The sequence below is a fragment of the Synechococcus sp. Tobar12-5m-g genome, from assembly GCF_024345415.1.
Classification (GTDB): domain Bacteria; phylum Cyanobacteriota; class Cyanobacteriia; order PCC-6307; family Cyanobiaceae; genus Regnicoccus.
The window spans coordinates 13890-38338 of sequence record NZ_JAGQBB010000011.1 but is presented as its reverse complement, the minus strand read 5'-3'; the positions used below and the strand labels follow the sequence as shown (position 1 = coordinate 38338).

Annotated in this window: 27 protein-coding genes; 8 read left to right on the top strand and 19 right to left on the bottom strand. The window is 65.0% G+C overall.

Annotated elements, in window-relative coordinates; genetic code table 11:
* Positions 1 to 29: 29 nt before the first annotated feature.
* From petN to KBY66_RS08445, 3 genes are read left to right on the top strand one after another with little or no spacing between them, the layout of a single operon-like run.
* Complete coding sequence (petN, locus tag KBY66_RS08455; RefSeq protein WP_071801536.1) at positions 30 to 131, top strand: cytochrome b6-f complex subunit PetN; 102 nt, start codon at positions 30 to 32, stop codon at positions 129 to 131.
* Between the two features lie 23 nt (positions 132 to 154).
* Entirely contained in the window at positions 155 to 304 is a 150-nt protein-coding gene (locus KBY66_RS08450) for a hypothetical protein (RefSeq protein ID WP_255088863.1), read from the top strand.
* Between the two features lie 60 nt (positions 305 to 364).
* On the top strand, positions 365 to 1807 hold the full coding sequence (locus tag KBY66_RS08445; protein ID WP_255088862.1) for a hypothetical protein: 1443 nt from the start codon (positions 365 to 367) through the stop codon (positions 1805 to 1807).
* Here the strand turns inward: KBY66_RS08445 and psb29 are convergent.
* Positions 1781 to 2563, bottom strand: coding sequence for a photosystem II biogenesis protein Psp29 (psb29, locus tag KBY66_RS08440; protein ID WP_255088861.1), 783 nt, complete (start codon positions 2561 to 2563; stop codon positions 1781 to 1783). The genes KBY66_RS08445 and psb29 overlap by 27 nt on opposite strands.
* Before the next feature lie 130 nt (positions 2564 to 2693).
* Between psb29 and clpP the strand changes: the two genes are divergently transcribed.
* Entirely contained in the window at positions 2694 to 3287 is a 594-nt protein-coding gene (gene clpP, locus KBY66_RS08435) for an ATP-dependent Clp endopeptidase proteolytic subunit ClpP (RefSeq protein WP_255088860.1), read from the top strand.
* Between the two features lie 43 nt (positions 3288 to 3330).
* Here clpP and KBY66_RS08430 read toward each other — a convergent pair whose 3' ends face one another.
* The 5 genes from KBY66_RS08430 to pyk all read right to left on the bottom strand — a co-directional run bounded on the left by KBY66_RS08430 (position 3331) and on the right by pyk (position 9083).
* Positions 3331 to 3549 (bottom strand): hypothetical protein, encoded by a 219-nt coding sequence (locus KBY66_RS08430; RefSeq protein ID WP_255088936.1) that lies wholly within the window; start codon positions 3547 to 3549, stop codon positions 3331 to 3333.
* Positions 3550 to 3668: 119 nt separating this feature from the next.
* Positions 3669 to 5597, bottom strand: coding sequence for an ATP-dependent zinc metalloprotease FtsH (gene ftsH / locus KBY66_RS08425; RefSeq protein ID WP_255088859.1), 1929 nt, complete (start codon positions 5595 to 5597; stop codon positions 3669 to 3671).
* Between the two features lie 102 nt (positions 5598 to 5699).
* The gene (locus tag KBY66_RS08420) at positions 5700 to 5960 is read right to left on the bottom strand and encodes a DUF1830 domain-containing protein (RefSeq protein WP_399225103.1); all 261 of its coding nucleotides are present in this window, start codon (positions 5958 to 5960) and stop codon (positions 5700 to 5702) included.
* Positions 5961 to 6059: 99 nt separating this feature from the next.
* Complete coding sequence (locus tag KBY66_RS08415; RefSeq protein ID WP_255088857.1) at positions 6060 to 7286, bottom strand: ABC transporter permease; 1227 nt, start codon at positions 7284 to 7286, stop codon at positions 6060 to 6062.
* Positions 7287 to 7295: 9 nt separating this feature from the next.
* On the bottom strand, positions 7296 to 9083 hold the full coding sequence (pyk, locus tag KBY66_RS08410; protein WP_255088856.1) for a pyruvate kinase: 1788 nt from the start codon (positions 9081 to 9083) through the stop codon (positions 7296 to 7298).
* A gap of 67 nt (positions 9084 to 9150) precedes the next feature.
* Here pyk and KBY66_RS08405 point away from each other — a divergent pair, with 67 nt between their 5' ends.
* Complete coding sequence (locus tag KBY66_RS08405; protein WP_255088855.1) at positions 9151 to 9480, top strand: nucleoside triphosphate pyrophosphohydrolase family protein; 330 nt, start codon at positions 9151 to 9153, stop codon at positions 9478 to 9480.
* 30 nt (positions 9481 to 9510) lie between these two features.
* Here the strand turns inward: KBY66_RS08405 and KBY66_RS08400 are convergent, their stop codons facing one another.
* The 3 genes from KBY66_RS08400 to ilvA form a co-directional block, all read right to left on the bottom strand.
* Positions 9511 to 9804, bottom strand: a complete 294-nt coding sequence (locus KBY66_RS08400) for a YggT family protein (RefSeq protein ID WP_255088854.1) — start codon at positions 9802 to 9804, stop codon at positions 9511 to 9513.
* A gap of 36 nt (positions 9805 to 9840) precedes the next feature.
* A complete protein-coding gene (gene scpB, locus KBY66_RS08395) occupies positions 9841 to 10392 on the bottom strand; it encodes an SMC-Scp complex subunit ScpB (RefSeq protein ID WP_399225119.1) in 552 nt (183 codons plus the stop codon).
* A 125-nt stretch (positions 10393 to 10517) separates the two neighbouring features.
* Entirely contained in the window at positions 10518 to 12080 is a 1563-nt protein-coding gene (gene ilvA / locus KBY66_RS08390; protein ID WP_255088853.1) for a threonine ammonia-lyase, biosynthetic, read from the bottom strand.
* Positions 12081 to 12174: 94 nt separating this feature from the next.
* Here ilvA and dxs point away from each other — a divergent pair, with 94 nt between their 5' ends.
* On the top strand, positions 12175 to 14085 hold the full coding sequence (gene dxs / locus KBY66_RS08385) for a 1-deoxy-D-xylulose-5-phosphate synthase (protein ID WP_255088852.1): 1911 nt from the start codon (positions 12175 to 12177) through the stop codon (positions 14083 to 14085).
* Positions 14086 to 14172: 87 nt separating this feature from the next.
* Here dxs and psaK read toward each other — a convergent pair whose 3' ends face one another.
* The 5 genes from psaK to KBY66_RS08360 all read right to left on the bottom strand — a co-directional run bounded on the left by psaK (position 14173) and on the right by KBY66_RS08360 (position 18779).
* Positions 14173 to 14430 (bottom strand): photosystem I reaction center subunit PsaK, encoded by a 258-nt coding sequence (gene psaK / locus KBY66_RS08380; protein WP_255088851.1) that lies wholly within the window; start codon positions 14428 to 14430, stop codon positions 14173 to 14175.
* Positions 14431 to 14520: 90 nt separating this feature from the next.
* Positions 14521 to 15630 carry a substrate-binding periplasmic protein gene (locus KBY66_RS08375; RefSeq protein WP_255088850.1) on the bottom strand — a complete coding sequence of 370 codons (1110 nt, stop codon included), beginning with the start codon at positions 15628 to 15630 and terminating at the stop codon, positions 14521 to 14523.
* Positions 15631 to 15634: 4 nt separating this feature from the next.
* The gene (locus KBY66_RS08370) at positions 15635 to 15994 is read right to left on the bottom strand and encodes a DUF3593 domain-containing protein (RefSeq protein WP_255088849.1); all 360 of its coding nucleotides are present in this window, start codon (positions 15992 to 15994) and stop codon (positions 15635 to 15637) included.
* Complete coding sequence (locus KBY66_RS08365) at positions 15991 to 16290, bottom strand: DUF2499 domain-containing protein (RefSeq protein ID WP_255088848.1); 300 nt, start codon at positions 16288 to 16290, stop codon at positions 15991 to 15993. The genes KBY66_RS08370 and KBY66_RS08365 overlap by 4 nt, the downstream gene beginning before the upstream one ends.
* Before the next feature lie 938 nt (positions 16291 to 17228).
* Positions 17229 to 18779, bottom strand: a complete 1551-nt coding sequence (locus KBY66_RS08360) for a zinc-ribbon domain-containing protein (RefSeq protein ID WP_255088847.1) — start codon at positions 18777 to 18779, stop codon at positions 17229 to 17231.
* A 249-nt stretch (positions 18780 to 19028) separates the two neighbouring features.
* Between KBY66_RS08360 and csaB the strand changes: the two genes are divergently transcribed.
* The gene (gene csaB, locus KBY66_RS08355) at positions 19029 to 20108 is read left to right on the top strand and encodes a polysaccharide pyruvyl transferase CsaB (RefSeq protein ID WP_255088846.1); all 1080 of its coding nucleotides are present in this window, start codon (positions 19029 to 19031) and stop codon (positions 20106 to 20108) included.
* Positions 20109 to 20130: 22 nt separating this feature from the next.
* Here the strand turns inward: csaB and KBY66_RS08350 are convergent, their stop codons facing one another.
* The 5 genes from KBY66_RS08350 to htpG all read right to left on the bottom strand — a co-directional run bounded on the left by KBY66_RS08350 (position 20131) and on the right by htpG (position 24250).
* Entirely contained in the window at positions 20131 to 20307 is a 177-nt protein-coding gene (locus KBY66_RS08350; RefSeq protein WP_255088845.1) for a hypothetical protein, read from the bottom strand.
* Positions 20308 to 20391: 84 nt separating this feature from the next.
* On the bottom strand, positions 20392 to 21297 hold the full coding sequence (locus tag KBY66_RS08345; protein ID WP_255088844.1) for a metallophosphoesterase: 906 nt from the start codon (positions 21295 to 21297) through the stop codon (positions 20392 to 20394).
* A gap of 74 nt (positions 21298 to 21371) precedes the next feature.
* On the bottom strand, positions 21372 to 21941 hold the full coding sequence (locus KBY66_RS08340) for a peroxiredoxin (protein WP_255088843.1): 570 nt from the start codon (positions 21939 to 21941) through the stop codon (positions 21372 to 21374).
* Positions 21942 to 21994: 53 nt separating this feature from the next.
* Positions 21995 to 22231: a 50S ribosomal protein L28 gene (gene rpmB, locus KBY66_RS08335; RefSeq protein WP_094510493.1), complete on the bottom strand. Its 237-nt coding sequence runs from the start codon at positions 22229 to 22231 to the stop codon at positions 21995 to 21997.
* A gap of 105 nt (positions 22232 to 22336) precedes the next feature.
* Positions 22337 to 24250 (bottom strand): molecular chaperone HtpG, encoded by a 1914-nt coding sequence (htpG, locus tag KBY66_RS08330; protein ID WP_255088842.1) that lies wholly within the window; start codon positions 24248 to 24250, stop codon positions 22337 to 22339.
* On the opposite strand from htpG, the gene KBY66_RS08325 reads away from it, so the two are divergent.
* Entirely contained in the window at positions 24249 to 24404 is a 156-nt protein-coding gene (locus tag KBY66_RS08325) for a recombinase family protein (protein ID WP_255088841.1), read from the top strand. The genes htpG and KBY66_RS08325 overlap by 2 nt on opposite strands.
* Positions 24405 to 24449: the final 45 nt, after the last annotated feature.

Here is a 24449-nt window from a genome sequence, read left to right as displayed (position 1 = left end):
GCTCATGGGGAACGCTGAACTGGCTCCGCATGTTGATCACCCTGGGTTGGGCTTCCCTTGCGGCCCTGTTCAGCTTCTCGATCGCCATGGTCGTCTGGGGCCGCAACGGCGACGGCAGCATCAATTTCTGATCCAGCCGCCCCATCCTGTTCGCATGTCAGAGACCCTGACCAGCGGCACTTCAGTCCTTGCTGTGGTGGCCTCCGCTCTGCTCGTGTTCGTCAGTGGAGGCGTCGTTTACCTCTCGGCGATCGAATGGCGTGACCGCCGTCGCCGTGACCGCGCCGCGATCAAGCGCCGCTGAACCTTCGTTTCGGCTGGGCAGCACCGGCCCCGGGCTCCCTGCCGTGACATCGCAGTCTCGATGAGCCTCTCCTTGCCTGGGTGGAAGTGGAAATGGCGGCAGGGTCTTCCGTGGCAGGCGGTGCTGCCCGTCACCAGTGCGCTGGTGACGCTGCTGATCCTGGTGCCAGCCCTGCAGCTGCGCCGCTTCCCCCGCTCCAACGCCGCTGGCCTGGAGCGGTTGTTGACCGCCTCGGCCCTGATCCAGAGTTTTGCCGCCGATCCGCGCCGCGCCCCCCCCACGCTTTGGCAGCAGCGGCTCGGCCCAGACTTGGCCGGTCAGCTCTGGGTGCGGCAGCGCAGCTACTGGTGGCAGTTCTGGGGCCGCCATGACGATGGCGCCGAAGCCTTTCTTGCGCTGCCGGCCAGGGCCTTTGGTGTTGGGTCATCCGGTCCCTTGCCACCAAACGGCCTGCGCCTCGATGACCTGGTGGTGATCGCCCCCGATCCGCTCTCCCGCCAGCTGCTCAAGGACGACCTCCGCCGCAATCTCCGAACACCCCAGGGACTGCAGGCGCGTTGCGTCGAGCGATTGCGAGGGGGTCAGTCGGTCGCCTGGGGCAAGACGGCCCTCTCCCAGTTGGCCGGCGCCCTCTCGGCTCTGCTGCAGCCTTATCAACAGGGCTGCCTGGAGCTCAGCAGCGATGGGCCCGACCTGCTCTGGCAGGGGGAGTCGAGTGCCAGTGAAGACCGGGTTGGTCCGCCCTTGGCCTCCGGCCTGGCTTCCGCTCCGTCGCGGCCCGTCGCCGCATCACGGCGCCCCTTGCCTCCCTCCCTGCTGCTCGATGTGCAGGGGGAACGGCTTGATCGGCTGTTTCAGGCTCTCTTCACCCGCCAGCTGATTCGCCAGCCCCTTGCGGAGCGCTACGGACTCACACCGGCCCTGGCCGATCGCCTGGCCACCATCCCCTTCCAGTTGCGCCTGCGTCCGCTGCTCACGGGACCGTTCCAGGCCTCCCTGGAACTCCAGCTGGTGGTCGGCAAGCAACGCCTGGCCTGGGAGGCCTGGCTGCCGTCGCTGCAGAAGGCCCTTGAAGCGCAGGGCCTGATCCGGCAGAGCGTGGCGCCGTTCACCCCATCGATCCGCTCCCCACTTCCGCCGCCCAGCATCTGGCAGCGCGACGACGGCACGGTTGTGGGTGGGTGGCGCTGGATGCAACCCATGGCCGGGGTGCCCGCCGAGCTGGTGTTCTTTCTCGGCCCTGTGCCACCCCCTGCCGCTGGTGCCTCCTCCACAGCCCGTCCCCCAGCAGGGGTGTCCCTGCAGCTCAGGGCACGCCCAGACGCCCTGGCAGCCGCTGCCCTGTTGCCCCCGGGCCTGCCGGCGGTCGTGCGCCGAGCCAGGCAGCTGGAGATGGTGAGTGTCTCTGCAGGCGCGAAAGGGCTGGAGCCCGCTCCCCAGTCTTGGCTCTGGGGGTCGTTGCAGCTGGGACCGCCCTCAGCTGCTGGTGGTGGGCGCCGATGAGGCGGGGGTGGCCTCGCCGCTGGCTGCAGGTTGGGAGGACGCCGGGTCGGAGGATGCCGGCATCGCCGCATTGACTTCACTGCGGGCCTCGGCCTCCTCCTTCTGCCGTTGGCGCCGTCGCCGTTCGGCGGCCACGGTTTCCTCCATCAGCTCGACAGCCTGGGCCATCTTCTCGAGGTTGCTGCCATAAAGGCTGAGGTCCTTGTCGACCCTGTCCTTGAGCAGGCCCATCGAGCCACCGATCTCATGGGCAGCCTGCTGCAGCGCCTGGGGCTCCAGGCTCTCGGCACCCTGGGCTTTCTGCAAGAGGCTGAGCAGGCCTACGGCGAACAGCCGGGAGTAGTGAAAATCAGCACGCTTCACCGCAGCGAGAACGCTGGCGATCGGTTCGGGAGCCCCATCGCCCTGCGCTTCCAGCCAGTGCCTGACCTCTTCCAGACTGTGATTGCCGACGCTCTGGATCGCCGCATCCCGCTCGCCGCGAATTCTGGCCGCATCGAAGCCAGAGGACGCACAAAGGGCGACGAACAAGGGCTCCTGCTGCTGTTCGGGTCGGTAGCCCCGGGCAAAACTGTCGAACACCTGGGTGAGCCCCACGGCGAAAAGCGGATCGCCGATGAAACCCTTCTGGTGGCTGAGCAGATGGAGCTCAACCAGCAGCTCATCGACCAGGCGCCGATAGAGCGGACCGATCACATAGGGAAAGGCGTGGTGGAAGGCGCGCTTGCTGTCAGCGACGGTGAGACTGGCGCCCACACTTGTTTTTCATGGTTCTTGGACCATAGCGCCGTCCCCTCCTGGCCGTTTCATTCGATTCCCGGGATGGGCCGGGGTCCGGAGCCTGAGCCCATCTCGGTAGGATCGTCCGAGTGCTGATGGTTTGCCGATGATCCCGATCGTGATTGAGGATTCGGGCCGAGGTGAACGCGCCTTCGACATCTACTCCCGTCTGCTGCGGGAGCGCATCATCTTCCTGGGCGAACCCGTCACCTCGGAATCGGCAAACCGGGTGGTGGCCCAGCTGCTTTTCCTGGAGGCGGAAGATCCCGACAAAGACATTTTTCTTTATGTGAATTCACCCGGTGGCTCCGTCTACGACGGCCTCGGCATCTTCGACACGATGCAGCACATCAAGCCGGATGTGCAGACGGTCTGCGTGGGCTTGGCGGCCAGCATGGGCGCTTTCCTGCTCACCGCCGGAGCCAAGGGCAAACGCAGCAGCCTGCACCATTCCCGGATCATGATTCACCAGCCCCTGGGCGGCGCCCGCGGCCAGGCCAGCGACATCCGCATCCAGGCCGATGAGATCCTCTTCCTCAAGGACAAGCTCAACCACGAGCTCGCCGAACGCACCGGTCAGCCCCTGGAGCGAATCCAGCAGGACACCGACCGTGATTTCTTCATGTCTCCGGCCGAAGCCGTCACCTATGGCCTGATTGACAAGGTGATCGAGCGCCGTCCGATCCGGCCTGTGGATTGAGGTTTACTTTCAAGCAGCCGTGCGCTCGTTGAGCTGCAGGCTCTCAGTCTGAGGGTTTGGCATCGAGCAAATGGCTTTTGCTGCCCTTGAGTTCATTCCAGAGTTGGCGGATCTCGGCGTAGGCGTTGTCCTGGCTGATCTTGCCGTTGCCCTGGAGCCCAACGATCAGGCCGACCCGCTCGGCGAACTGCTCGAGATTCTGGTGAAACGCCACCCGCTCTGGGGACCAGTCTTCGCCCCGGTAGTGGCTGAACGACTCCATCGGGGACTGGATATTGCTCAAGACGACGTTGCGTTAGGGAATCAATCTAAAGGAGCCAGTGGTCAAGGGGAAGAGGTTTTGGTTAAGGGTTGCTCTGCTGCAAGCAGCTCGTCGAGGGTTCAGTGAGATTCGACCAGGGGAGAGAACCGTTCCTTGTCCGGGATCTCGGTGAACTCGGCCACCACCCGGCGGAACTCATCGCCATCGAGGGACTCCCTCTCGATCAGCATCTCCACGAGCCGGTCCATGCAGGCACGGTTTCCGGCCACAAGCTCCACGGTATCGCGATAACAATTGTCAACGATGGCGCGGATCTGCTCGTCGATGCGGCGCGAGATCGCCTCGGAGACATCACTGCGAGTCATCAGGTCCCTTCCCAGGAACACTTCCTGGCTACCACCTTCCAGGGACACTGGGCCCAGCTCGCTCATGCCGAACCGGGTGACCATCTGGCGGGCCATGCCGGCCACCTGCTGGATGTCTCCGCCGGCACCGGTGGTGACCTCGGCATGGCCGAACACGACGGCTTCGGCTGCCCGGCCGCCCAGGGCACCCATGATCCGGGAGCGCAGCTGGACACGACTGACCAGCATCTGATCCTCATCCGGCGAGAACCAAGTGAGGCCCTGGGCCTGGCCCCGAGGTATCAAGGTGACCTTCTGGACGGGGTCGTGGTGCTTGACCAGGGTGCCGACCAGGGCATGGCCGACTTCGTGATACGCGATCAGGCGCTTGCTGCGCCCATCGGTGAGGGGCTTGCCCTCCATGCCGGCAATCACCCGGTCGACGGCATCATCGATTTCGGCGGGGGTGGTGGCCTCCTTGCGGCGTCGGGCGGTGAGGATGGCGGCCTCGTTGAGCAGGTTGGCCAGATCGGCACCAGTGAACCCAGGGGTGCGGCGGGCGATCGCTTCGAGTGACACACTCTCGGCCAGTTTTTTGTTGCGGGCGTGCACGTGGAGGATCGAGAGCCGTCCCTTGATGTCGGGGGGATCGACCGAGACCTGGCGATCGAATCGACCGGGCCGCAACAGGGCTGAATCGAGCACATCGGCACGGTTCGTGGCAGCGATGATGATGATGCCGGTGTTTCCCTCAAAACCATCCATCTCGGTGAGCAGCTGGTTGAGGGTCTGCTCCCGTTCATCGTTGCCGCCGCCGATGCCGGCACCCCGTTGACGCCCGACGGCGTCAATTTCGTCGATGAAGATCAGGCAGGGGCTGTTCTCCTTGGCCCTTTTGAAGAGATCACGGACCCGGGAGGCCCCGACGCCCACGAACATCTCGACGAACTCGGAGCCGGACAGGGAGAAGAACGGAACGCCCGCTTCTCCGGCAATTGCCTTGGCCAGAAGGGTTTTCCCGGTTCCCGGCGGGCCGACCAGCAACAGGCCCCGGGGAATCTTTGCCCCCACCGATGTGAACCGTTCCGGTTGCTTCAAAAAGGTGACCACTTCTTCGAGGTCTTCCTTGGCTTCTTCCACACCGGCCACGTCATCGAACTTGACGCCGGTTTCGGCCTCCATGGCGAAACGGGCCTTGGTCTTGCCGAACTGCATGGCCTGGCCGGGTCCACCCGGCATTGAGGAGGAGCGGCGTGCCAGAAAAATCAACGAGCCGATCAGCAGAAGCGGAAACAGCAGGTTGCCAAGGATCCCCAGGGCCGGCGTGCCTGTGCGAGGCGGATGGATGTCGAAGCTGATGCCCCGTTCCTTGAGGTTGTTGATCAGCTCGGGGGCCAGCCCCGGCAGGTCAACCCGTAGGCGCTGAACCCGATTGTCGAGATCAGGGTCGACCGCTTCGACCACGGCGCTGCGGCCCCCGTCGTAGATGTCCACGGCGGTGACCCGGCCAGCCTCCACGTAGTCGAGGAAGCGTCCGTAGCTCATGCGGGCCACGGCGGTGTTGCGGGGCCCGGCGGTGCTGGTGCCGCCGGGCTGGGGTGAGAAGCGAGATGCGGCTCCGTTGCCGAGAACTTGCCAGCCCAGGAAGAGGGCCACGACGATCGGCAGGATCCAGAGAGCGATCAGACGCCAGCGCTGCTTCATGGTCCTGCTGAAAGTTTAAGAACTGTAAAGCTCGACTTGACCAGCCGTGGGCTGATCACGCAGGCCTCAACCTAGTGGCAGTCTCCCATGGGCGCTGGGGCCTCAACCATGCGTCTCGCCGCTCAGGCAGGGCTCCCGGTCGGTCGCCTCCACCAGCAGCTCGCTGCTGGCGAGGGTCTCGAGCAACTCCGGGCCGCCGAGGCCGTGGGTCCAGATTTCAACCTCCGATCCCAACGGAGCTTCGAAGCTGAGCAGTTCGAACGGGAAAACCACCCGCTCCAGATAAAACTCCTTGGGCCCGCAACAGCGCACGATCACCATGCGGTCGCTGGAATTGCGGAAACCGCAGGGGAGCCTGGCCACGGGAGACATCACATCAGAGAACTCTCATCAAGCCATCATTGACGCTGATCGTTGGTTGCCATCACCACAAATCCAGCGATTTAAGGTTTTCTTGGGAGTTCAGAGGCTGCGCAGGGCCACGATCGGGTCCAGCCGGGCGGCGCGGCGAGCCGGCAACACCCCAAAGAACAGGCCGATTCCGCCCGAGAGCCCCACGGTGAAGGCCACGCTGCTGAGCTCGATTGCGGCCGGCAGGGGCGTGAAGCGGGCCACCGCAGCAACCGTGCCCAACCCCAAGGCGCTGCCGATCACCCCACCGAGGCTGGCCAGCACAAGGGACTCCACCAGGAACTGCAGCAACACGTCGCCACTGCGGGCCCCGAGCGCCTTGCGCAGGCCGATCTCCTGGGTGCGCTCACTGACGGACACCAGCATGATGTTCATGATGCCGATGCCGCCCACCAGCAGGGACACACCGCCGATGGCGGCAAGCATCAGGGTCAGCCCTCCGGTGATCGTTCCAACGATCGAGAGGGCGTCCTGCTGGGAACGCACGGCGAAGTCGTCGTCCCGCAGGATCCGGTGGCGCTGGCGCAGCAGGTTGGTGATCTGGAACTTGGCGGCGCCGGTGCTGGCCTCATCGAGCGCCTCCACACTGATGAAGGTGAGGCTGACGCCAAAGCTGGTCCGTCCGCCCAGCCGGCTCACCATCGTTGTCAGCGGGATGTAGGCCGCTTCGTCCTGGTTGCTGCCGAAGGCGGCCCCCTTCGGCGCAGTGATGCCGATCACCTCGAAGGACTGGTCCCGAATCCGCAGGGTCTGTCCGATCGCCGAGCCGTTTGGAATCAGCTTGTCGCGTAGATCGGGGCCGATCACGGCCACGTTGCGGGCCGCGTCCAGGTCCTGCTGGCTGAAGAATCGCCCTTGGGCGATCTCGAAACGCCGCACCGGCAGGAATTCCGGTGTGATGCCCGAAACGGAGGCATTGGCACTGTTCGCCCCGGCCTGGACGACTTCATTGAGGGTGATCTGGGGGGCCACCCGGCGGATGCTGGGCACCTGCTCGGCGATAGCCTCGGCGTCGCTCAGCACTAGGGTGCGCGGGCTATTGATCCCCTGGCGTCGGGTGTCGTTGTTGCCCGGCACCACGAACAGCACGTTGGCCCCGAGGGTGTTGAGCTGGCCTTCCGCCAGGTTTTGGGCCCCCTGGCCCACCCCAACCAGGGTGATCACCGAGGCATTGCCGATCACGATGCCGAGCATTGTCAGCAGGCTGCGCAGGCGGTTCGCCCTCAGGGTGCTGAGGGCCATGGTCACGGTTTCGGCGAGAGGGAGCTTGGAGGCCATCGGCCGTGCTCAGAGCAAGGTGCCCAGCCGCTTCGACTGGGTGTGGTTTCGGGCGCCCCGATGCACCAGCCCCTCCCGGAGCTCCAGGGTCACGTATTCCCCGTGGCGCAGGTCGGTGGTGGCATTGCTGACCCCCACGATCACCGGAACGCCCAGCCGCTGGGAGATCACCGCCGCGTGGCTCTCGCTGCCATCCTGTTCGGCGATCACCCCCCTGGCCTTGCGGATCGCGCCAAGAAATGCCGCACTGGTTTCGCGCACCACCAGGATCTCGCCGCTCACCAGCCGGGCGGCCTCCTCGGCGTTGTTGGCCACCCGCACCCTGCCACTGACCGAGCCACTGCCGATTCCCAGACCACGCCCCAGCACCGCCGAGACGATCCCCACCTTGACCAGATCGGTGGAGCCGCTCACCCCGGCGAGGGTGCCGGCGGTCTGGACGACCAGATCCCCCTCCTTGAGCAGCCCCTGCTCCTGGGCAATGCCCATGGCCAGGGTGAAGGTGCTGGAGGTGGAGTCCTGGTCGTCGATCAGCAGGGGATTGACCCCCCAGACCATCTGGAGCTGGCGAGCCACCTTCACGTCGCTGGTGATGGCCAGGATCGTGGTGGAGGGCCTGAACTTGCTCACGTTCCGGGCGGTGGCACCACTCTTGGTGAGCGGCAGGATCGCCGCGGCCTGGAGTTGGCGGGCGATCGTGCTCACCGCCTGGCTGATCGCGTTGGGAATGGTGCTGGCCATGTGGCTGTCCACGGCGCGGCGGGGGTAGTCGCGCTCAATGCGGCAGGCGATCCGAGCCATGGTGGCCACAGCCTCCACCGGGTAGTCGCCAACGGCGGTTTCGTTCGAGAGCATCACCGCGTCGGTGCCATCGAGAATGGCGTTGGCCACATCGCTCACCTCGGCCCGGGTGGGCCGGGGGCAGCTGGCCATGCTGTCGAGCATCTGGGTGGCGGTGATGATCGGGATGCCGAGGGTGTTGGCCTTGCGGATCAACTCCTTCTGCAGCAGGGGAACCTCTTCGGCGGGCATCTCCACGCCGAGATCACCCCGGGCCACCATCACGCCGTCGCAGAGGGGCAGGATGGCATCAATCTGATCGATCGCCTCGAATTTCTCGATCTTGGCGATCACCGGGATGGTGTGGCCATGGCTGCTGATCAATTCGCGGATCTCCTCCATGTCGGAGGGGTTGCGCACGAAGCTCAGGGCCACCCAGTCAACCCCCTGCTGCAGTCCGAAGACCAGATCCTGGCGGTCCTTGTCGGTGAGGGCCCGGATCGAGAGCTGCACATCGGGGAAGTTCACCCCTTTGTTGTTGGAGATCACGCCCCCCACCACCACCGTGCAGTGCAGGGTCTGCTCGGGACCATCAACACGGTCGACGACCATCTCGACGCGACCGTCATCAAGAAGGATCCGGTTGCCGGCCAGCACCTCGTCGGCCAGCTTGTCGTAGGTGACGGTGGCGATGTCCTGGTTGCAGGGCACATCGCGGGAGGTGAGCACGAAGCTGTCGCCATTGGCCAGGGTGATTGGCCCGCCGATGAAGCGACCCAGCCGGATCTTGGGGCCCTGCAGATCCTGGAGGATGCCCACGTGAATCCCGAGCTCATGGGCCACCTGGCGGATGGTGGCGATGCGGGTGGCGTGCTCGGAATGGTCGCCGTGGGAGAAGTTGAGGCGGAAGGTGGTGGCACCGGCAATGATCAACTGGCGCAGCCGTTCCGGCGATTCGGTGGCAGGACCGATGGTGGCCACGATCTTGGTGCGACGCGACAGATCGGGTTTGGCCATCGAAGGGGCCGAAGGTTGAGCGGAAACTACCATCCGATCCTGCTTTGGCGCCGCCATAACGGAACCGATGGATCTCAACCAGTACCAGGGACAGGCCCGGCTGACCGCCCGCTACCCCCTCGTGGGCGCCAATCCTATCTACCCGACCCTGGGGCTCTGCGGGGAGGCCGGTGAAGTGGCCGACAAGGTCAAGAAGGTGCTGCGCGATCGCGGAGGCGTCTTCGATGTGGAGGTTCTGGAGGGCCTCAAGCTGGAACTCGGCGATGTGCTCTGGTACGTGGCCCAGCTGGCCAGCGAGCTCGGATTCGATCTCAACGAGATCGCCGCCGCCAATCTGGCCAAGCTGGCCAGCCGGGCGGAGCGCAACATGATCGGGGGCAGCGGCGATCAGCGCTGACTGGTGATCAGCGCGAAATCAGGGACGGCTTCAGTAGCCGAAACCTGAGGAGGGCAGGGCGTTGCTGAGGCTGCCCAGCAGCCCCTGGGCGAGGCTGAGGGCGAGGAAGGCGATGATGGCCGAGAGGTCGATGCCACCCAGGGGCGGGATCAGGCCGCGGAAGGCATTGAGATAGGGATCGGTGATCGAGCTGACGGTGGAGAGAAGCGGATTGCTCCAATCCAGATTCGGAAACCAGCTCAGCAGCACCCGCACCAGCAGCACAAGGCTGTAGATGCTCAAGGTCTGGGCCAGAACGGCAAAGATCGAGCTGAGGATTGTCACGGTGTTCGCCGGAAAAAAAGGAATCGATTCCCGACTCTATGCAGCCTGGCCCCCTGCGTTGCCTGGTTTGGCCGCCACTGCCGGATCCGCCTCTGCCAGCTCCGCCTTGACGGCGAAGGTGCGGTGGAATTTTTCGCTGAGGCTGATCCAGTAGGAGCGGCCCTCGCTTTGGCGGCGGCGCTCGATGAAGTTCTGGGCCAGCAACTCCTTGATGTGGTCGTAGGCGCCGGAGCCGCGCAGCTCCACCAGTTCCGATTGCAGCAGGCGCTTCTTCAGGGCAATGGTGGCCAGGGTGCGGAGCGTGGCGGTGGAGAGTTCCACCGGCAGCAGGTTGCGCACCAGATCGGCGAGGCTCTCGCGCAGCTGCAGGCTGTAGCGCTGGCCGTCCTGGCGGATTTCCAGGGCGGTGTCGCGGTGGGCGTAGTCGGCCATCAGGGTGATCAGGGCCAGCTCCACGTCTTCGCGGCTGACCAGGCCCGGCTGGTCGCGGGCGGCGATCTCGGCGAGCTCCCCGAGGCCAAGGGGCCGGCCCTTGAGATACAGGATGGCCTCCAGCCGGGCTGCCAGGGAAACGCTTTCGCCCGCCACCACCTCGCCCGCCAGCCTCACGCCGGACTGGCCTGGGCCGGGGGCCGGTTCAGGGAATTCGCCTGGGCTGGCCAAGTTGTTTGACCCCTGGAGCGTTGCCCGCAAGGTACCGCAGCGGTTCCTGCTCAGGCCACGGCGGGCAGCGGGCTGGGGGCCGCACCGAGGAACAGCTGATAGGCGGGATTGCCGGTCTCCTCCCAGTGGCGGTAGCCCAGACCGTCGAGGAAGTCCTGCCAGGCCTGGCGTTCATCCGCCGCAACCTGCACCCCCACAACGATCCGCCCCACGTCGGAGCCCTGGTTGCGGTAATGGAAGATGCTGATCGTCCAGTTCGGATGCAGGGCGCTGACGAAGGCCATCAAGGCGCCTGGCCGCTCCGGGAATTCGAATCGGTAGAGCAGCTCCACGGTGCTTGCCGCCAGCTCCCGCGCCGCCGGTTGGGGCAGGCGGCCACCCACCATGTGGCGGAGATGGAGCTTGGCCAGCTCGTTGCCGCTCAGATCGAGGCAGGCAAACCCCCCGGCCCTGAGCTGGGCGATCAGGGTGTCGGTGTCGCTGCGGCCACTGATCTGCACCCCCAGAAAGATGTGGGCGAGATTCGGATCGGCCATCCGGTAGCTGAACTCGGTGAGGCTGCGCGCGCCCAGCTGCTCGCAGAGCCGCCGCAGGCTGCCGGTGCGCTCGGGAATCTCCACCGCCAGCATGGCCTCCCGCTCCTCGCCCAGCTCGGCCCGCTCGGCCACGAAGCGCAGCCGCTCGAAATTCATGTTGGCGCCGCAGGCCACCGCCACCAGGGTGCGTCCCTTCAGGCCACGCCTTTGCACGTCAGCCTTCATGCCGGCCACCGCCAGGGCGCCGGCCGGCTCGAGGATCGAGCGGGTGTCCTCGAACACGTCCTTGATGGCGGCGCAGATCTCATCGGTGCCCACCGTCACCATGGCATCCACATGGCGCTGGGCCAGGGTGAAGGTGTGCTCCCCCACCTGGCGCACCGCCACCCCATCGGCGAACAGTCCCACCTGCTGGAGGCAGACCCGCTCACCCGCCGCCAGGGAGCGGGTCATGGCGTCGGCATCGATCGGTTCCACCCCGATGATCTCCACCTCAGGCCAGACGCTCTTGACGTAGGCGGCGATGCCGGCGATCAGCCCACCCCCACCAACGGCCACATAGATCGTGTCGGGTGGCGGCGAGGCCTGCCGCAGGATCTCCAGCCCGATCGTGCCCTGACCGGCGATCACATCCGGGTCGTCGAAGGGGTGGATGAAGGTGAGGCCGCGGCTGACCTCGAGCCGCCGGGCCTCCAGGTAGGCCTCGTCATAGCTGTCGCCATGCAGCACCACCTCGGCGCCGCGGGCCGCCACGGCTCGCACCTTCATCTCCGGGGTGGTGAGCGGCATCACGATCACCGCCCGGCTGCCCAGCTTGGCGGCGGCCAGGGCGACACCCTGGGCATGGTTGCCGGCGCTGGCGGCGATCACACCGCGTTCCAGCTCCGCCGGCGAGAGGTGGACCATGCGGTTGTAGGCACCCCGCAACTTGAACGAGAACACCGGCTGCAGGTCTTCCCGCTTGAGCAGCACCGTGTTCCCCAGCCGGAGGGAGAGGTTGGGCGCCGGCTCGAGTGGCGACTCGATCGCCACGTCGTACACCCGGGCCCGCAGGATGCGCTGCAGATAGTCGTCCATCGGCCCAGTGTGGCAACAGCGCCTGCGGGGAAGGCCATGGGGCCCCTTCCCTGGACGGAACCCGTAGATTGAACAACAAAGAACGGGGCGGGGCATGCACCTCAGTGAGCTGAGCCATCCCAACCAATTGCATGGACTGAGCGTCGGCGAGCTTGAAGCCATCGCCCGCCAGATCCGCGAGAAGCATCTGGAGGTGGTCTCCACCAGCGGTGGCCACCTCGGCCCGGGCCTGGGGGTTGTGGAACTCACCCTGGCGCTTTACCAAACCCTTGACCTGGATGGGGACCGGGTGGTGTGGGATGTGGGCCACCAGGCCTATCCCCACAAGCTGATCACCGGCCGTTACAACCAGTTCCACACCCTGCGCCAGCAGGGCGGGGTGGCTGGCTACCTCAAGCGCAGCGAGAGCCGCTTCGACCACTTCGGCGCCGGCCACGCCTCCACCAGCATCTCGGCGGCTCTGGGCATGGCCCTGGCCCGTGACCGCCGCGGCGAAGACTTCAAATGCGTGGCAGTGATCGGCGATGGAGCCCTCACCGGCGGCATGGCCCTGGAGGCGATCAACCACGCCGGCCACCTGCCGAAAACCCGGCTGCTGGTGGTGCTCAACGACAATGACATGTCGATCTCACCGCCGGTTGGGGCCCTCTCCACGTACCTCAACCGCATGCGGCTCAGTCCGCCGCTGCAGTTCCTCTCCGGCAGCGCCGAGGAGGCGGTGAAGCACCTGCCCTTCCTGCACGGCGAGCTGCCGGCCGAGCTCAAGACGCTCAAGGGGAGCATGAAACGGCTGTCCGTGCCGAAGGTGGGTGCTGTGTTCGAGGAGCTGGGCTTCACCTACATGGGCCCGGTCGATGGCCACGACATCGCCGACATGGTGCGCACCTTCCAGGCGGCCCACCGCTGCGAGGGTCCAGTGCTGGTTCACGTGGCCACCACCAAGGGCAAGGGCTATCCCTATGCCGAGGCCGATCAGGTGGGCTACCACGCCCAGTCGGCCTTCGATCTGAAAACCGGCAAGGCCTTCCCCTCCAGCAAGCCGAAGCCACCGAGTTACAGCAAGGTGTTCGGCCAGACCCTGGTGAAGATTTGCGAGCAGGATCCCACCGTGGTGGGGATCACCGCCGCGATGGCCACCGGCACCGGCCTCGACCTGCTCGAGAAGGCCCTGCCCAGCCAGTACTTCGATGTGGGCATCGCCGAGCAGCACGCTGTCACCATGGCGGCGGGGATGGCCACCGCCGGCCTCAAACCCGTCGTGGCGATTTACAGCACCTTCCTGCAGCGAGCCTTCGACCAGCTCATCCACGATGTGGGCATCCAGAAGCTTGCCGTCACCTTCGTGCTCGACCGGGCCGGCATCGTCGGGGCTGATGGCCCCACCCACCAGGGCCAGTACGACATCAGCTACCTGCGGGCCGTGCCGAATTTCACGGTGATGGCCCCCAAGGACGAGGCTGAGTTGCAGCGGATGCTTGTCACCGCGATCCACCACAACGGACCCTGCGCGATCCGCATCCCCAGGGGTGAGGGGGAAGGGGTGCCGCTCGCCGAGGAAGGCTGGGAACCCCTCGAGATCGGACGGGGTGAGCAGCTCGCCGATGGGGACGACGTGTTGATCGTGGCCTACGGAGCCATGGTGGCGCCGGCGATGGCCACCGCCGGCTTGCTCCAGGAGAACGGGGTCAGGGCGGCGGTGGTGAATGCCCGCTTCCTGCGGCCCCTCGATGAGGCGTTGATCGTCCCCCTGGCCCGCCGCATCGGCCGGGTGGTGACGATGGAAGAAGGAGCCATCGCTGGCGGGTTCGGCGCCGCCGTGGTGGAGTCCCTAAACGACAGCGACGTGCTGGTTCCGGTGTTCAGGATCGGCATTGCCGATGTCCTGGTGGACCATGCCAGCCCATCCCAGAGCCTGCAGGCCCTGGGGCTCACCCCGAGCCAGATGGCTGAACGCATCCGCGGGCGCTTCGTCCTTGCCCTCAGGCGCCAGCCGCTGGCTGTTTGATCAAGCCACCCGAAGGCTGATCAAGCAAAAAAGGCCGAGGACAAACCTCGGCCCAAGCTGTGGGCAACACGGTTGGCCTAAACGGCTTCAGAGCACGCCGCGGGAGGCAAGGCCCTGGATCGCGCCGATGCCGAAAATGTGGCCGAGGCTGGTGGTGCCGAGCACTGCACCGATGCCGAAACCACCGAAGAACTGGGGGCTGGGCATGGCGGCCCCTTCAGAGGGGTACTTGATCGTGGCCTTGCCGATGGCGATGGCAATCACATTGCAGACGATCATCACCAGGGCCACCTTCGGGGACCAGGTGATCGAGGCGGGGGCCAGAGCCAGGAGCGGAGCGATCATCATGGGTCAGTAACCAACGACCCATCTTCCGGGGGAACACCCCTGCCACCACCACTGCTTAAGACTTGTTCACCGGAGTGGCGGCCGCCCTCAGGGTGGGCTCAGTTCGTTCCTGCGCAGCTCCGCCACGACTCCGTTGCGCTTGAACGCACTGATGCGCCGATCGATCCGCTCGGCGATCGCTTCGGGCAGGGCAGGCCCGAGGGCGAAGGCCTGGGATTCCGGGCGGATTCCTCGCAGGACCCGGTCGAAGCGGGAGCCACTGAGTTGCTGGCTCAGGTACTGCAGCTGGAGATCGTCGGCCAACACCGCGTCGGCCCGCTTCGAGAGCAGCAGGGGGCCAGCCTGCTCGATCGTCTGGAGGGGAAGGATCTCGACCGCTGCCCGGCTGGACCCTCGGTTCAGGCTTCTGAGCAGCTCCTCGCTCACGCTGCCCCGCCGGGCCCCGACCCGCTTGCCGGCCAGATCGTCGAGGGAACGGATCGAATCCTGGCCGCCGAACTGGGGTTGCCGCACCACGTTCAGGGTCACGAAGCTGACCAGCAAGGACGCCGAGACGATGCGGATGAGGTAGCTCACCAGCACCAGGGCGTGCCCGCGGGTGGTGACGGCGACGGTGTTGGTGCCAGGACCGGTCGCCAGAATCTGAAACATCTTGGCGAAGGAGCGCCTGCGGCCATCGCGCTCGGTGCTGGGGTGGTGGCCAAGGCCCTCGATCCGCCAGAGGGCGACGGTCACCACCGCCGTTGCCATCAGGAACCCCCCGAGGAGCCGGAGCAGATCCGGACTGAGCAGGGCCAGCGCCGTGGCGCGGCCCACGTCGAGCCGGCTGCGCCGCACCAGCACCGCCTGGCCCTCCTCCTGGAACGGCAAGGTAAACCGGAACCGCTGCAACCGCTCCGGCGACACGTTCAGGCAGCCAACGGCGATGTCGAGATCACCGCGTTCCACAGCCTCCAGGAGGGTGGCGGTGTCGGGCTGGGCTTGGATCACATAGGGAAGGCCCTCTTCGGTGGCGATGCGGCTCCACAGATCCACCGCAATGCCGCGCCAGGAACCCCCGTCCCGAAAGTTGCAGGGCTGGGATCCGTCCGTGACTCCGACCCGCAGGACCGGGTTCGCCTGCCCAGGAAGGCCCAGGGCCACCAGGCTGAAAGCCAGCAAAGCGCCGTTGCGCAGCGTCGCCAGGAGGCAGGGCATCGGATCAGGCGCCTGGATCACCCGGCGGTTCCATGGTGGTGGTTGGGTCCTGGCGGAAGCCCAGCAGGATCATCAGGTTGCCGACCGTGAGGAACGCCTCGGCACCGCCGTGCAATCCATCCACATCGGCCAGCTGACGGCCGAATTGCTGCTGCGCGATCACCGCGGCGACGATGGTGACGGCCACGAACACCAGGGTGAATTGGAACCCCCGCAGGGCCAGCTTTGGCATCCGCTTGCTGGCGCCGGCCCAGCGCAGAAAGGCCAGATAGGGCAGCAGGGAGAGCACGAACAGGGGAGCGGGATCGATCGAGGCCAGGGGTTCCAGCAGCCAGACGCCCGTACTGGAGAGGATCCCGCTCATGCCCTCGTCTCCGCTGGCAGCAGATTCCAGGCGGCGGCGGCCAGGGCCCCATTGCCGAGCAGGGTGGTGAACGCCTGCAACACCACCAGGCCCTTGAGCTGTTCGGGGTTGTCGAACAGATGCCAGGTGCAGGCCGCCATGGCGCTCACCAGGGCCGGCAGCATCGCCATGGCAATCCAGCGCCATTCCCCTTCCTGGCGCCGTTCACCCCAGCTCACCACGGCCACGATCGCCAACAACCACTCGATCACCGAGGCGATGTGGATCCACCAGGTGGGCAGGGAGAGGGCATGCATGGCTGGCTTCGCCCTGGGTGATCCGTAATGTACGGATCCCGCGCCCCCACCGCTGCGCCAACAATGAAGCTGGCCTGCGGCTGCGGGGGGTTGACACGGGACAGTATGAAACGAACAGCATGGGGCCACACCGTGCGCAGCTGGCGGAGATGCTGCAGGGCAGAGCGGCCACCTGGGTCTTGCTTTGCTGGATCAACCCGGCATCGAACTCAGCAACAACGCCGCCGTAGACGCTGGCTTCTCCGCAGGAGTATGAGCACTGCGCCTGTCGGTGATTCAGCGAAAAATCAGCCTTGGTGTCCAGGGCGCCAGCGCTGCCGCCCGTTGCAGCCGACTGCTGACGGTGTCCGCCACCCTGCGGCAACAGGGGCGGGCTCCGGCGGTGCTGCTGTCACTGCCGTCGGTCGGTGCTGTCAAACCCCTAAGGCAGTATCTATGCTTGCCTTTGCAGCTCTAAGGCATTCATCAATAGATTCATGCGGAAGTCCTGGCATGATCCCTGAAAATTCTTGACCAGGTCCGGCTGTCTCGTACATGTAACCATATGGAGTTTTGGTGATTGACTTTATCCGCCAGTTTCTGTATGTCGTTCCATTGTAAAGTACATCAGTGTTGTCCATTGATTGGTGGCTATTCATGCATACCGATGATGGCTCACGAGAACTTCCGCCGCAAGGTGGGCGGCAGCAGGGGAGGCGGCGGCCAGCTCCTACAGGGCCAGGGCAGGGCGGCCCCAAAGGAGAGGAACCCCCGAAACTTGCGGCATGTTGCAACAACGGAGGCATCGGCTGATCCTCCGGTTCAACCTTCGAGCGCTCGGTTGAGGATGTTCTTCGCGGCGTTGTGGGCGCCGCTCAGCTGGAAGCCGCAGGCGGTCGAGCGACGCACTTTTCCCTATGCAGCAGCACCAGAGGCGCCAGGTAATAACTCACAGAAGGTCAGAAGAGGTGATTGACTACGCCGCTTCGTGCCTTCAGCTCAGCCAACGACCTCACCTCCAGCTGTGCGGTGAACCAGTTTTCGCGAGTGCCTGGCACCAGACCCACCTCCTTGCGGAGCCACTGCTTCAGCTTCGTCTCAAGAGCCAGCACCTGGTCGCCAGGGAAGGGTCCAATCACCTCCAGCTCCTGCCAGCCGAAATTGGCGTGGGTGCGGAGGCGGTCCTCCTTGTAGTTGGTGACTCCGAGCTGCTGCTCTCCTGGTCGCTCAAGGAGGTAGAACCAGGCTGGTAAACCTGGTTTGAAGCCGTATTCAGCACACTCTGGACAACCGCTGCTAGTTGGGGGCGTTCTGTTTGCTACGGATGCAAGCCAAGTGTGCCCTTGGTTGCAGTTCCAGGGTAAAATTCTATTGGACTTCACAGTAACTGTTGTGGGGTCCCATCCGTCAGCCTCAGCTGCAATTTCTGGGAACTGGGAAGTGAGGTCGTTGAACCCAGCAAGCACTTGTTTGCCAAGGCAAGTTGGGCACCTTCCGTTTCTTGGAGGAGTTCGGCTTCCAACAGCGGCGTTCCAGGTGTGGCCTTTTGCACAACACCACGAAAGTTTTTTGTTACTCCCGGCCGTAACAGTTGTTGGGTCCCAGCCCACGGCATCCTTTGCCACCATTGGATAAAGGGTGGCAAGGTCGTTATAACCAACAAGCACTTGTTTTCCACAGCAAAAGGGACAGCCATGACTTGAGGGAGGAGTTCTGATGTTTACCATTGCGTTCCAAGTGTGGCCTTTTTCACAACGCCACGAAAGTTTTTTGTTACTCCCAGCCGTAACCGTTGTTGGGTCCCAGCCCACAGCCTCTTTTGCTACCTCTGGGTAAAGGGTGGCAAGGTCATTGTATCCAACAAGCACTTGATGGCCTGAACATACTGGGCATCCCTGACTAACGGGGGGAGTTCTTTTGCTTATCCTTGCTTGCCAGTTGTGACTCTTTGCACAACGCCAACGACGCTTCTTGTGTGACTTAGGTAACTCTATACAAGGGTCCCAGCCATCTGCTTCCGATGCGACTTCAGGGAATAGAGTGGCAAGATCATTGATACCTTTTATTGCGTAGAGCCCTGAGCAGAAAGGACAGCCAGCTGGGTTTGGTGGTGTTCTGTTAGCCACTACCGCTTCCCAAGTGTGGCCTTTCTCACAACGCCAAGGCAGCTTCCTGTGCGATTTTTCTGTCACTATTCTTGGGTCCCACCCATCAGCCTCTGCTGCAACCTCCGGAAAAAGAGTGTCGAGGTCGTTGAACCCTGCAAGTACCTGCCTACCTCCACAAACAGGGCAACCGTTGTTTTGTGGAGGTGTTCTATCGTTTACCTTTGCGAGCCAGGTGTGTCCCTTTTCGCATCGCCAGGACAGCTTTTTGCTGCTGCCAGGAGTGACCGACGAAGGGTCCCAGCCGTCAGCTTCCTTCGCCACCTCTGGGTAGAGGGTGGCAAGGTCGTTGACGCCAGGAACGAGTTGTGCCAATGCCGGGATAGATCCAATCCAGCCGATCATGGGACAGATAGGTGTAGAAGGCATGGTCCCCAAGGCTTCAAGCCCCCCGCGCGACCTGGGCAGCAGGTGGCGGGGATGGGGGAGCCAGGCGGGCCGGGGTCGAAGGATGCCGGAGCGGGCCTTCGAGCGGGAAGGCGAGAACACAGCAGCCAGCAGAGGGTTCAGGGGGTCGGCAGCAGATGCAGGGGCAGGCATCGGGCGGGGCCGCGGTGGTGGTGCGATGCTTCGCCGCAGAGTTCTTCAGGCTTTTTGGCTGCCCAGCCGGTGTTGTGTAAAAAAGTGCTGCTCTGCGGTTACTACGGGGAACACAACCTCGGCGACGACGCCCTGCTGGCGGTTCTGCTGGGCCAGTTGCCGCCAGACCAGGTGCCTGTGGTCACTGCCCACGACCAGGCCCAGGTGGAAGCCTGCTTCGCCGTGGCCACCTGCCCCCGCCGCAACCTGCGGGCGGTGCTGAGGGCTCTTGGTGGCTGCGATGCCGTGGTGCTTGGCGGCGGCAGCCTGCTGCAGGACGCCACCAGCTTCAACAGCCTCCTCTACTACGTGGCACTGATCGTGGCCGCCCGGCTCCAGGGCAAGCCGGTGCTGCTCTGGGGCCAGGGACTGGGTCCCTTGAGGCGCCGGCGTAGCTGGGCCCTGGTGCGGATGGTGCTGCCCCTGGCCAGTGGGATCAGCTGGCGCGATCCGGATTCCGCCGCCCTGGCGGCCCGCTGGGGGGTTCACGCCCCGATCGGCACGGACCCGGTGTGGGGACTGCCGCCCCAGCCCTGGACGGGGGCCGGTGGCCCGATCATCCTTTGCTGGCGCCAGAGCCCCCTGCTCGATCAGGGGCGATGGCTGGTGCTGCTCGCCGCCCTCGATCAGCTGGCGGAGCAGGGCGGGCGGCCGGTGCATTGGCTTCCCTTTCACCTCGACCAGGATCGGGGACTGCTCGAGGAGCTGGATCGACGTGGCTGGTTGCCTGCAAGACTCGCGAGCCGCAGCAGCCTGGTGGAGGTCAGCAGCCCCGAAGCCGCCCAGGCTTGGTTCGCCGGCGCCGGGTTGGTGATCGCCATGAGGCTCCACGGGTTGATCCTGGCGGCCCTCTCCGGAGCCCCCTGCGCAGCCCTCAGCTACGACCCCAAGGTGCGCTCAGCAGCTGAGGGAATCGGCTGCCCGTGCGTGGATCTCCATGAACCTCTCGTGGCCGAGCGGCTCTGCGAAAGCTGGCTAGGGCTTCTGGATCGTCCAACCGATTCGGCGGCGATCCAACGCCAAAGACAGGGCACCCATGTTCACCGGGCGTTGCTGGTCCAGGGGCTGGTCAGCCCGCCCACTGCCTTGCCCTGAGCCGCTCCCTGGAAGCGCCGGTTCAGTTCGGCGCGGGGCTTTGCAGGGCCAGCGGGATCAGGATCCCGGGAAAGCCGTTGCCGCCGAGCCCCTCCACGTCTGGTGCCATCTGTTTGGACCCGTTGGCGACCGCCCCCACCAGCTTGAACAGGAACGGAACGACGACGGCAAGGATCGCTTCGGGCACCAGGTTCGGCAAGGGAGCTTGCAGAGACAATTGGCTGGTGTCTAAAGGATCGTTTCCGATCCCATCAGCAGCCGATGCTTCGCCGCTGACCTGCGCTCAACCCCCGACGACGCGACCATCACGTCCCAACACGGCCCGGTCGATCGAGCGGCCGCGGCTGTCCCAGGCCTGGATCTCCAGCCTGTCCTTGCTGGCGGTGAGTTCCGCAAAGCTGTGCACGCTGATGGCCCTGGCGCTGTTGGGGCCTGGGTCGACATCCCGCAGGTAGGCGCCACCACCACCCACCACCAGGTACGTGGTGCCGTTGATGGGCTTGCTGCGCTCGTAGTTGTGGTCGTGCCCGTTGATGTACAGCTGAACCCCGGCGGTGCGAAACAGGGGGGCAAGCCGGTTCATGGCCGCCTCATCATTTCCGTAGTGGCCCGAGGATTGCATCGGGTGGTGCCCCACCACCACTTTCCAGGGTGCCGTGCTGGCGGCCAGGGCCTCCATCAGCCAGGGCATTTGCCGACGCCATTGGGCATTGACGTTGGTGTCGAGCATGAAGAATTCCACCGGACCGCGGCGCAGGGTGTACCAGCGCCCCTTCATGCCGAAGGGGGGGTAGGCCACCTGGGGGTTGCCATTGGCGGTGCGGATGTCGTGGTTGCCCAGCACGGCGTGGAAGGGCACCCCGGCATCGAGCAGGCCCTTATAGGGGATGGTGAACTTCTCCCTTGCCTGGCTGATGTCGCCGTTGGGGTAGATGTTGTCGCCCCCCAGGATCACCAGGTCCACCGGCCGGTTGCGATGGACGGCCGTCATGGCTCGGCCCACAGACCGCTGGGCCTCATTGCCGCCGCCGGTGTCGGCAACTGCGAGCCAGCGGAGACCATCACCCGAGGTCTTGCCTGGAGCGGTCGGCTGGCCCCAGGCTGCCCGCCGAAGCCAGAGACTTCCCAGCAGACCGCAGCCTGCCAGCAAACGGAAAAGGGCGCGGCGGGTGATGGGCCTCGGTTCCATTGGTGGAGGCGTAAGTCAATGCCCAAACTATCGGCCTGCCCAGCGCCGCCAGAACCAATCCTGATGCCCCCTGTTCAGACCGGTTCGGTCAGCCGTTGGAGCTCCCCCAGGACCTCCTGACTGTGGCCCAGGGGACGCACAGCCACCCAGCGGGCCCGCACCATCCCATCGGCATCAATCAGAAAGGTGTGGCGCTGGGAGAACGGTGGGATCCAGGAGCCGTACCGGCGGCTGACCAGTCCGCCGGGATCGGAGAGCAGGGGGAAGCGGAGGCCTTCGCTGTCGCAGAAGGAGGCGTGCTGGTCAGGACTGTCGGCACTGACGCCCACCACCTCAGCGCCTCGGGTGCGGAAGGCGGCGAGATCGCGCTGGAACCCGCGGGCCTCCAGGGTGCAGCCACCGGTGAAATCCTTGGGATAAAAATACAGAACCAGCCAGCGGCCCCGGAAGCTAGCCAGGCTGGCCAGCCCGCTGGTTCCCAGTTCCTCCAATCCCGCCCCCGACAACTCGAAATCAGGGGCAGGTTGGTTGAGCTCTGGCAAACTGCCGCCCAGTGCAAAGGCCTGCCGGGGAACGTCCAGCAGGCCGATGACGACAACTGCGGCTCCTTGAGCAGCCCCGTGAAGCAGTTGGCGGCGGTTCACCAATTCAGGCCCCCTGGCGACGGAGCGAGGGCTTCAAGGCCCACGCTGGACGCTCAGATCTTGGCGAGGTTGATGCCCAGCTCGCGGGCGTAGGCACCGAGGCCCTTTTTCTGGATGGTGCGCAGGGTGCGGGTGGCGACCCGCAGTTTGACCCAGCGGTTGCCCTCTGCCCACCAAAGGCGCCGCTCCTGCAGGTTCACCTGCTGGAGCTTCTTGGTGCGCACGTGGGAGTGGCTGACAGCCATGCCGTTGTTGGCGCGCTTGCCGGTGAGTTGGCAGACCCGGGACATGAAATCAGAACCGATATGAATCCAGGGCCACAGCCCAGAAGAAACCCTACCAAACAGCTCGATCACCCATGGCGTGGAGCTTGTTGGCCCTGCGGGGGCTGGAGCTCAGAGACCCCGTTGCATCAGCCGTCCCATCAGGTCGGAGCTGCGCTGCTGGAAGCCTGCCAGCTGGTTGGGCTCGAGCCCGCCGACCGACAGACGGGCCAGCTCGTAGATGTGACGGCTGAGCTCCTCGGCCAGTTGGCGGCTGGGTGAGACGCCGCCGCCGGTGATCACCGCCCCGGCGGAAAGCTTCAGCAGCCCTTCCACCAGGGGATGGCGGCGGTTGATCAGCAGCACGTGGTGGTCCGGCAGGCCGGGCAGGCGCTGTTCCATCAGGGCGCCCATGTCGTTGATGCGGCGCATCTGCTCCGGCAGCAGGATCAGGGCGGCTGGGGCGTTCTCCCCCTTGAGCGCCTGCACCTGAAGGGTGATCTTGTCGTTGGTGAGGGCCTGTTTGAACAGGCTGCGCAGCTGTTCAGAGCTGTCTTTCCCCTGGGCATCGGTGAGTTCGCTCTCCTTCTCCTGGAGGCTGTCGTCGAGTTCGGCATCGACCCGGCGGAAGGTGAGCTCGCTGTGGCGGGATTCCAGCCAGGGGATGAACTGGGCGTCGATCAACGAATCGGCCAGCAGCACCTCGACGCCCTGGCCGCGCCAGAGGGCGAGGGCGCCAGCCTGGCCCGCCTCATCGGTGCAGTAGAGGATGCGCTTGTCATTGCTGGCCTCCAATCGGCTGCGGTAGCCGGCCAGGGTGGTGAATGTCTTGCCGTCGGCCGCGATCGGATCGGTGTCGGCCGCCTCGGCGGTGGTGCCGAACAGCACCAGATCCGCCACCTGCTCGGCGAATTTGTCATCTTCCATGGCGCCGATCTTGATGAAGGGGGCGATCCCCTCCCAGATTTCGGCGAACCGCTTCGGCTCATCCTTCTGCAGTTGCTTGAGCCGGTCGCCCACCTTCTTGGCCACGAAGCCACCGATCGAGCGCACCCGGCGGTCGGTCTGGAGCGCGCTGCGGCTCACGTTGAGGGGGATGTCCGGTGAATCGATCACGCCGCGCAGGGGCAGCAGGTAGCGGGGCACCACCTCCTTGATCGAATCGGACACGAACACCTGGTTGCAGTAGAGGCGGATTTCACCTTTTTCCCAGTCGCCCCGGCCGCTGAGCCTGGGGAAGTAGAGGATGCCCTGAAGGGTGTAGGGATAGTCGGTGTTGAGATGCACCCAGAGCAGGGGATCGCCCTGAAAGGGATAGAGGTAGTGGTAAAGATCGATGTAGTCCTTGTCGGCGAGTTCGCGAGAGCTCTGGCGCCAGGGGGCCTGGCGTTTGTTCACCGTTTCCCCCTCCAGCTGCACTTCCACTGGCAGGAAGTCGCAGTAGGTGGTGATTAGCGTGCGAATCCGAGACGGTTCGATGTACTCGATCTCTTCCTCCTGCAGGTGCAGGATCACATCGGTTCCGGCTTCCTTCCTTTCGCCTGATTCAAGGCTGAAGTTGGGGGAGCCGTCACAGCTCCAGCGCACCGCCTCGGCGCCGGGCTTGGCACTGAGGCTGACCAGTTCCACGCTGGCCGCCACCATGAAGCTGGAGTAAAAGCCCAAGCCGAAGTGGCCGATGATGGCGTCGTCCTCCCGTTTGTATTTCTCCAGGAATTCCTCGGCGCTGGAGAAGGCCACCTGGTTGATGTAGCGCTTCACCTCATCGGCGGTCATGCCGATGCCGTTGTCACTGATGGTGATGGTCCTGGCTTCCCGGTTGATGCGGATCTGGATCCTGCCTTCCTCCCCTTCGCTGCAATCCCCCGCCATGGCGGCCATGCGGCGCTTGCTGATCGCATCGACACCGTTGCTCACCAGCTCCCGCAGGAACACCTCATGGCCGGAATAGACGGCCTTCTTGATGATCGGGAAGATGTTCTCGGTGTGGATCTGAATCTGGCCGTGTGTTTTCTGGAGCACTGTCCTAGGGGTGGTGTCTTCCATGAGGGTAGGGCTCGCCAGGGTCTCGACCACCAAGCGGGCCCAGGACGTTTCGATCGAGGGCCAGGTGGCCCAGCTGGAGCAGGCCGGCTTGCGATCGGGGCCTGGCGGAGAGGGCCCGCGCCTACCTGGGCAAGCGGCGGCCGGCATGGGATGAACACTGGAGCCTCGTCGCGTCTGGGGTGGTGACGGAGGTGTTGGT

What these genes read in the sequence shown, in the direction of transcription:
- KBY66_RS08445 (WP_255088862.1), top strand. Translation starts at nt 365, where the DNA reads ATGAGCCTCTCCTTGCCTGGGTGGAAGTGGAAATGGCGGCAGGGTCTT.
- ilvA (WP_255088853.1), bottom strand. Translation starts at nt 12,080, where the DNA reads ATGGACGACTATCTGCAGCGCATCCTGCGGGCCCGGGTGTACGACGTG.
- KBY66_RS08370 (WP_255088849.1), bottom strand. Translation starts at nt 15,994, where the DNA reads ATGAGCGGGATCCTCTCCAGTACGGGCGTCTGGCTGCTGGAACCCCTG.
- KBY66_RS08360 (WP_255088847.1), bottom strand. Translation starts at nt 18,779, where the DNA reads ATGATCGGCTGGATTGGATCTATCCCGGCATTGGCACAACTCGTTCCT.
- htpG (WP_255088842.1), bottom strand. Translation starts at nt 24,250, where the DNA reads ATGGAAGACACCACCCCTAGGACAGTGCTCCAGAAAACACACGGCCAG.
- KBY66_RS08365 (WP_255088848.1), bottom strand. Translation starts at nt 16,290, where the DNA reads ATGCATGCCCTCTCCCTGCCCACCTGGTGGATCCACATCGCCTCGGTG.
- ftsH (WP_255088859.1), bottom strand. Translation starts at nt 5,597, where the DNA reads ATGAAGCAGCGCTGGCGTCTGATCGCTCTCTGGATCCTGCCGATCGTC.
- KBY66_RS08345 (WP_255088844.1), bottom strand. Translation starts at nt 21,297, where the DNA reads ATGGAACCGAGGCCCATCACCCGCCGCGCCCTTTTCCGTTTGCTGGCA.
- KBY66_RS08430 (WP_255088936.1), bottom strand. Translation starts at nt 3,549, where the DNA reads ATGGAGTCGTTCAGCCACTACCGGGGCGAAGACTGGTCCCCAGAGCGG.
- KBY66_RS08325 (WP_255088841.1), top strand. Translation starts at nt 24,249, where the DNA reads ATGAGGGTAGGGCTCGCCAGGGTCTCGACCACCAAGCGGGCCCAGGAC.
- KBY66_RS08415 (WP_255088857.1), bottom strand. Translation starts at nt 7,286, where the DNA reads ATGGCCTCCAAGCTCCCTCTCGCCGAAACCGTGACCATGGCCCTCAGC.
- petN (WP_071801536.1), top strand. Translation starts at nt 30, where the DNA reads ATGTTGATCACCCTGGGTTGGGCTTCCCTTGCGGCCCTGTTCAGCTTC.
- KBY66_RS08405 (WP_255088855.1), top strand. Translation starts at nt 9,151, where the DNA reads ATGGATCTCAACCAGTACCAGGGACAGGCCCGGCTGACCGCCCGCTAC.
- dxs (WP_255088852.1), top strand. Translation starts at nt 12,175, where the DNA reads ATGCACCTCAGTGAGCTGAGCCATCCCAACCAATTGCATGGACTGAGC.
- KBY66_RS08375 (WP_255088850.1), bottom strand. Translation starts at nt 15,630, where the DNA reads ATGCCCTGCCTCCTGGCGACGCTGCGCAACGGCGCTTTGCTGGCTTTC.
- KBY66_RS08450 (WP_255088863.1), top strand. Translation starts at nt 155, where the DNA reads ATGTCAGAGACCCTGACCAGCGGCACTTCAGTCCTTGCTGTGGTGGCC.
- pyk (WP_255088856.1), bottom strand. Translation starts at nt 9,083, where the DNA reads ATGGCCAAACCCGATCTGTCGCGTCGCACCAAGATCGTGGCCACCATC.
- clpP (WP_255088860.1), top strand. Translation starts at nt 2,694, where the DNA reads ATGATCCCGATCGTGATTGAGGATTCGGGCCGAGGTGAACGCGCCTTC.
- rpmB (WP_094510493.1), bottom strand. Translation starts at nt 22,231, where the DNA reads ATGTCCCGGGTCTGCCAACTCACCGGCAAGCGCGCCAACAACGGCATG.
- psaK (WP_255088851.1), bottom strand. Translation starts at nt 14,430, where the DNA reads ATGATCGCTCCGCTCCTGGCTCTGGCCCCCGCCTCGATCACCTGGTCC.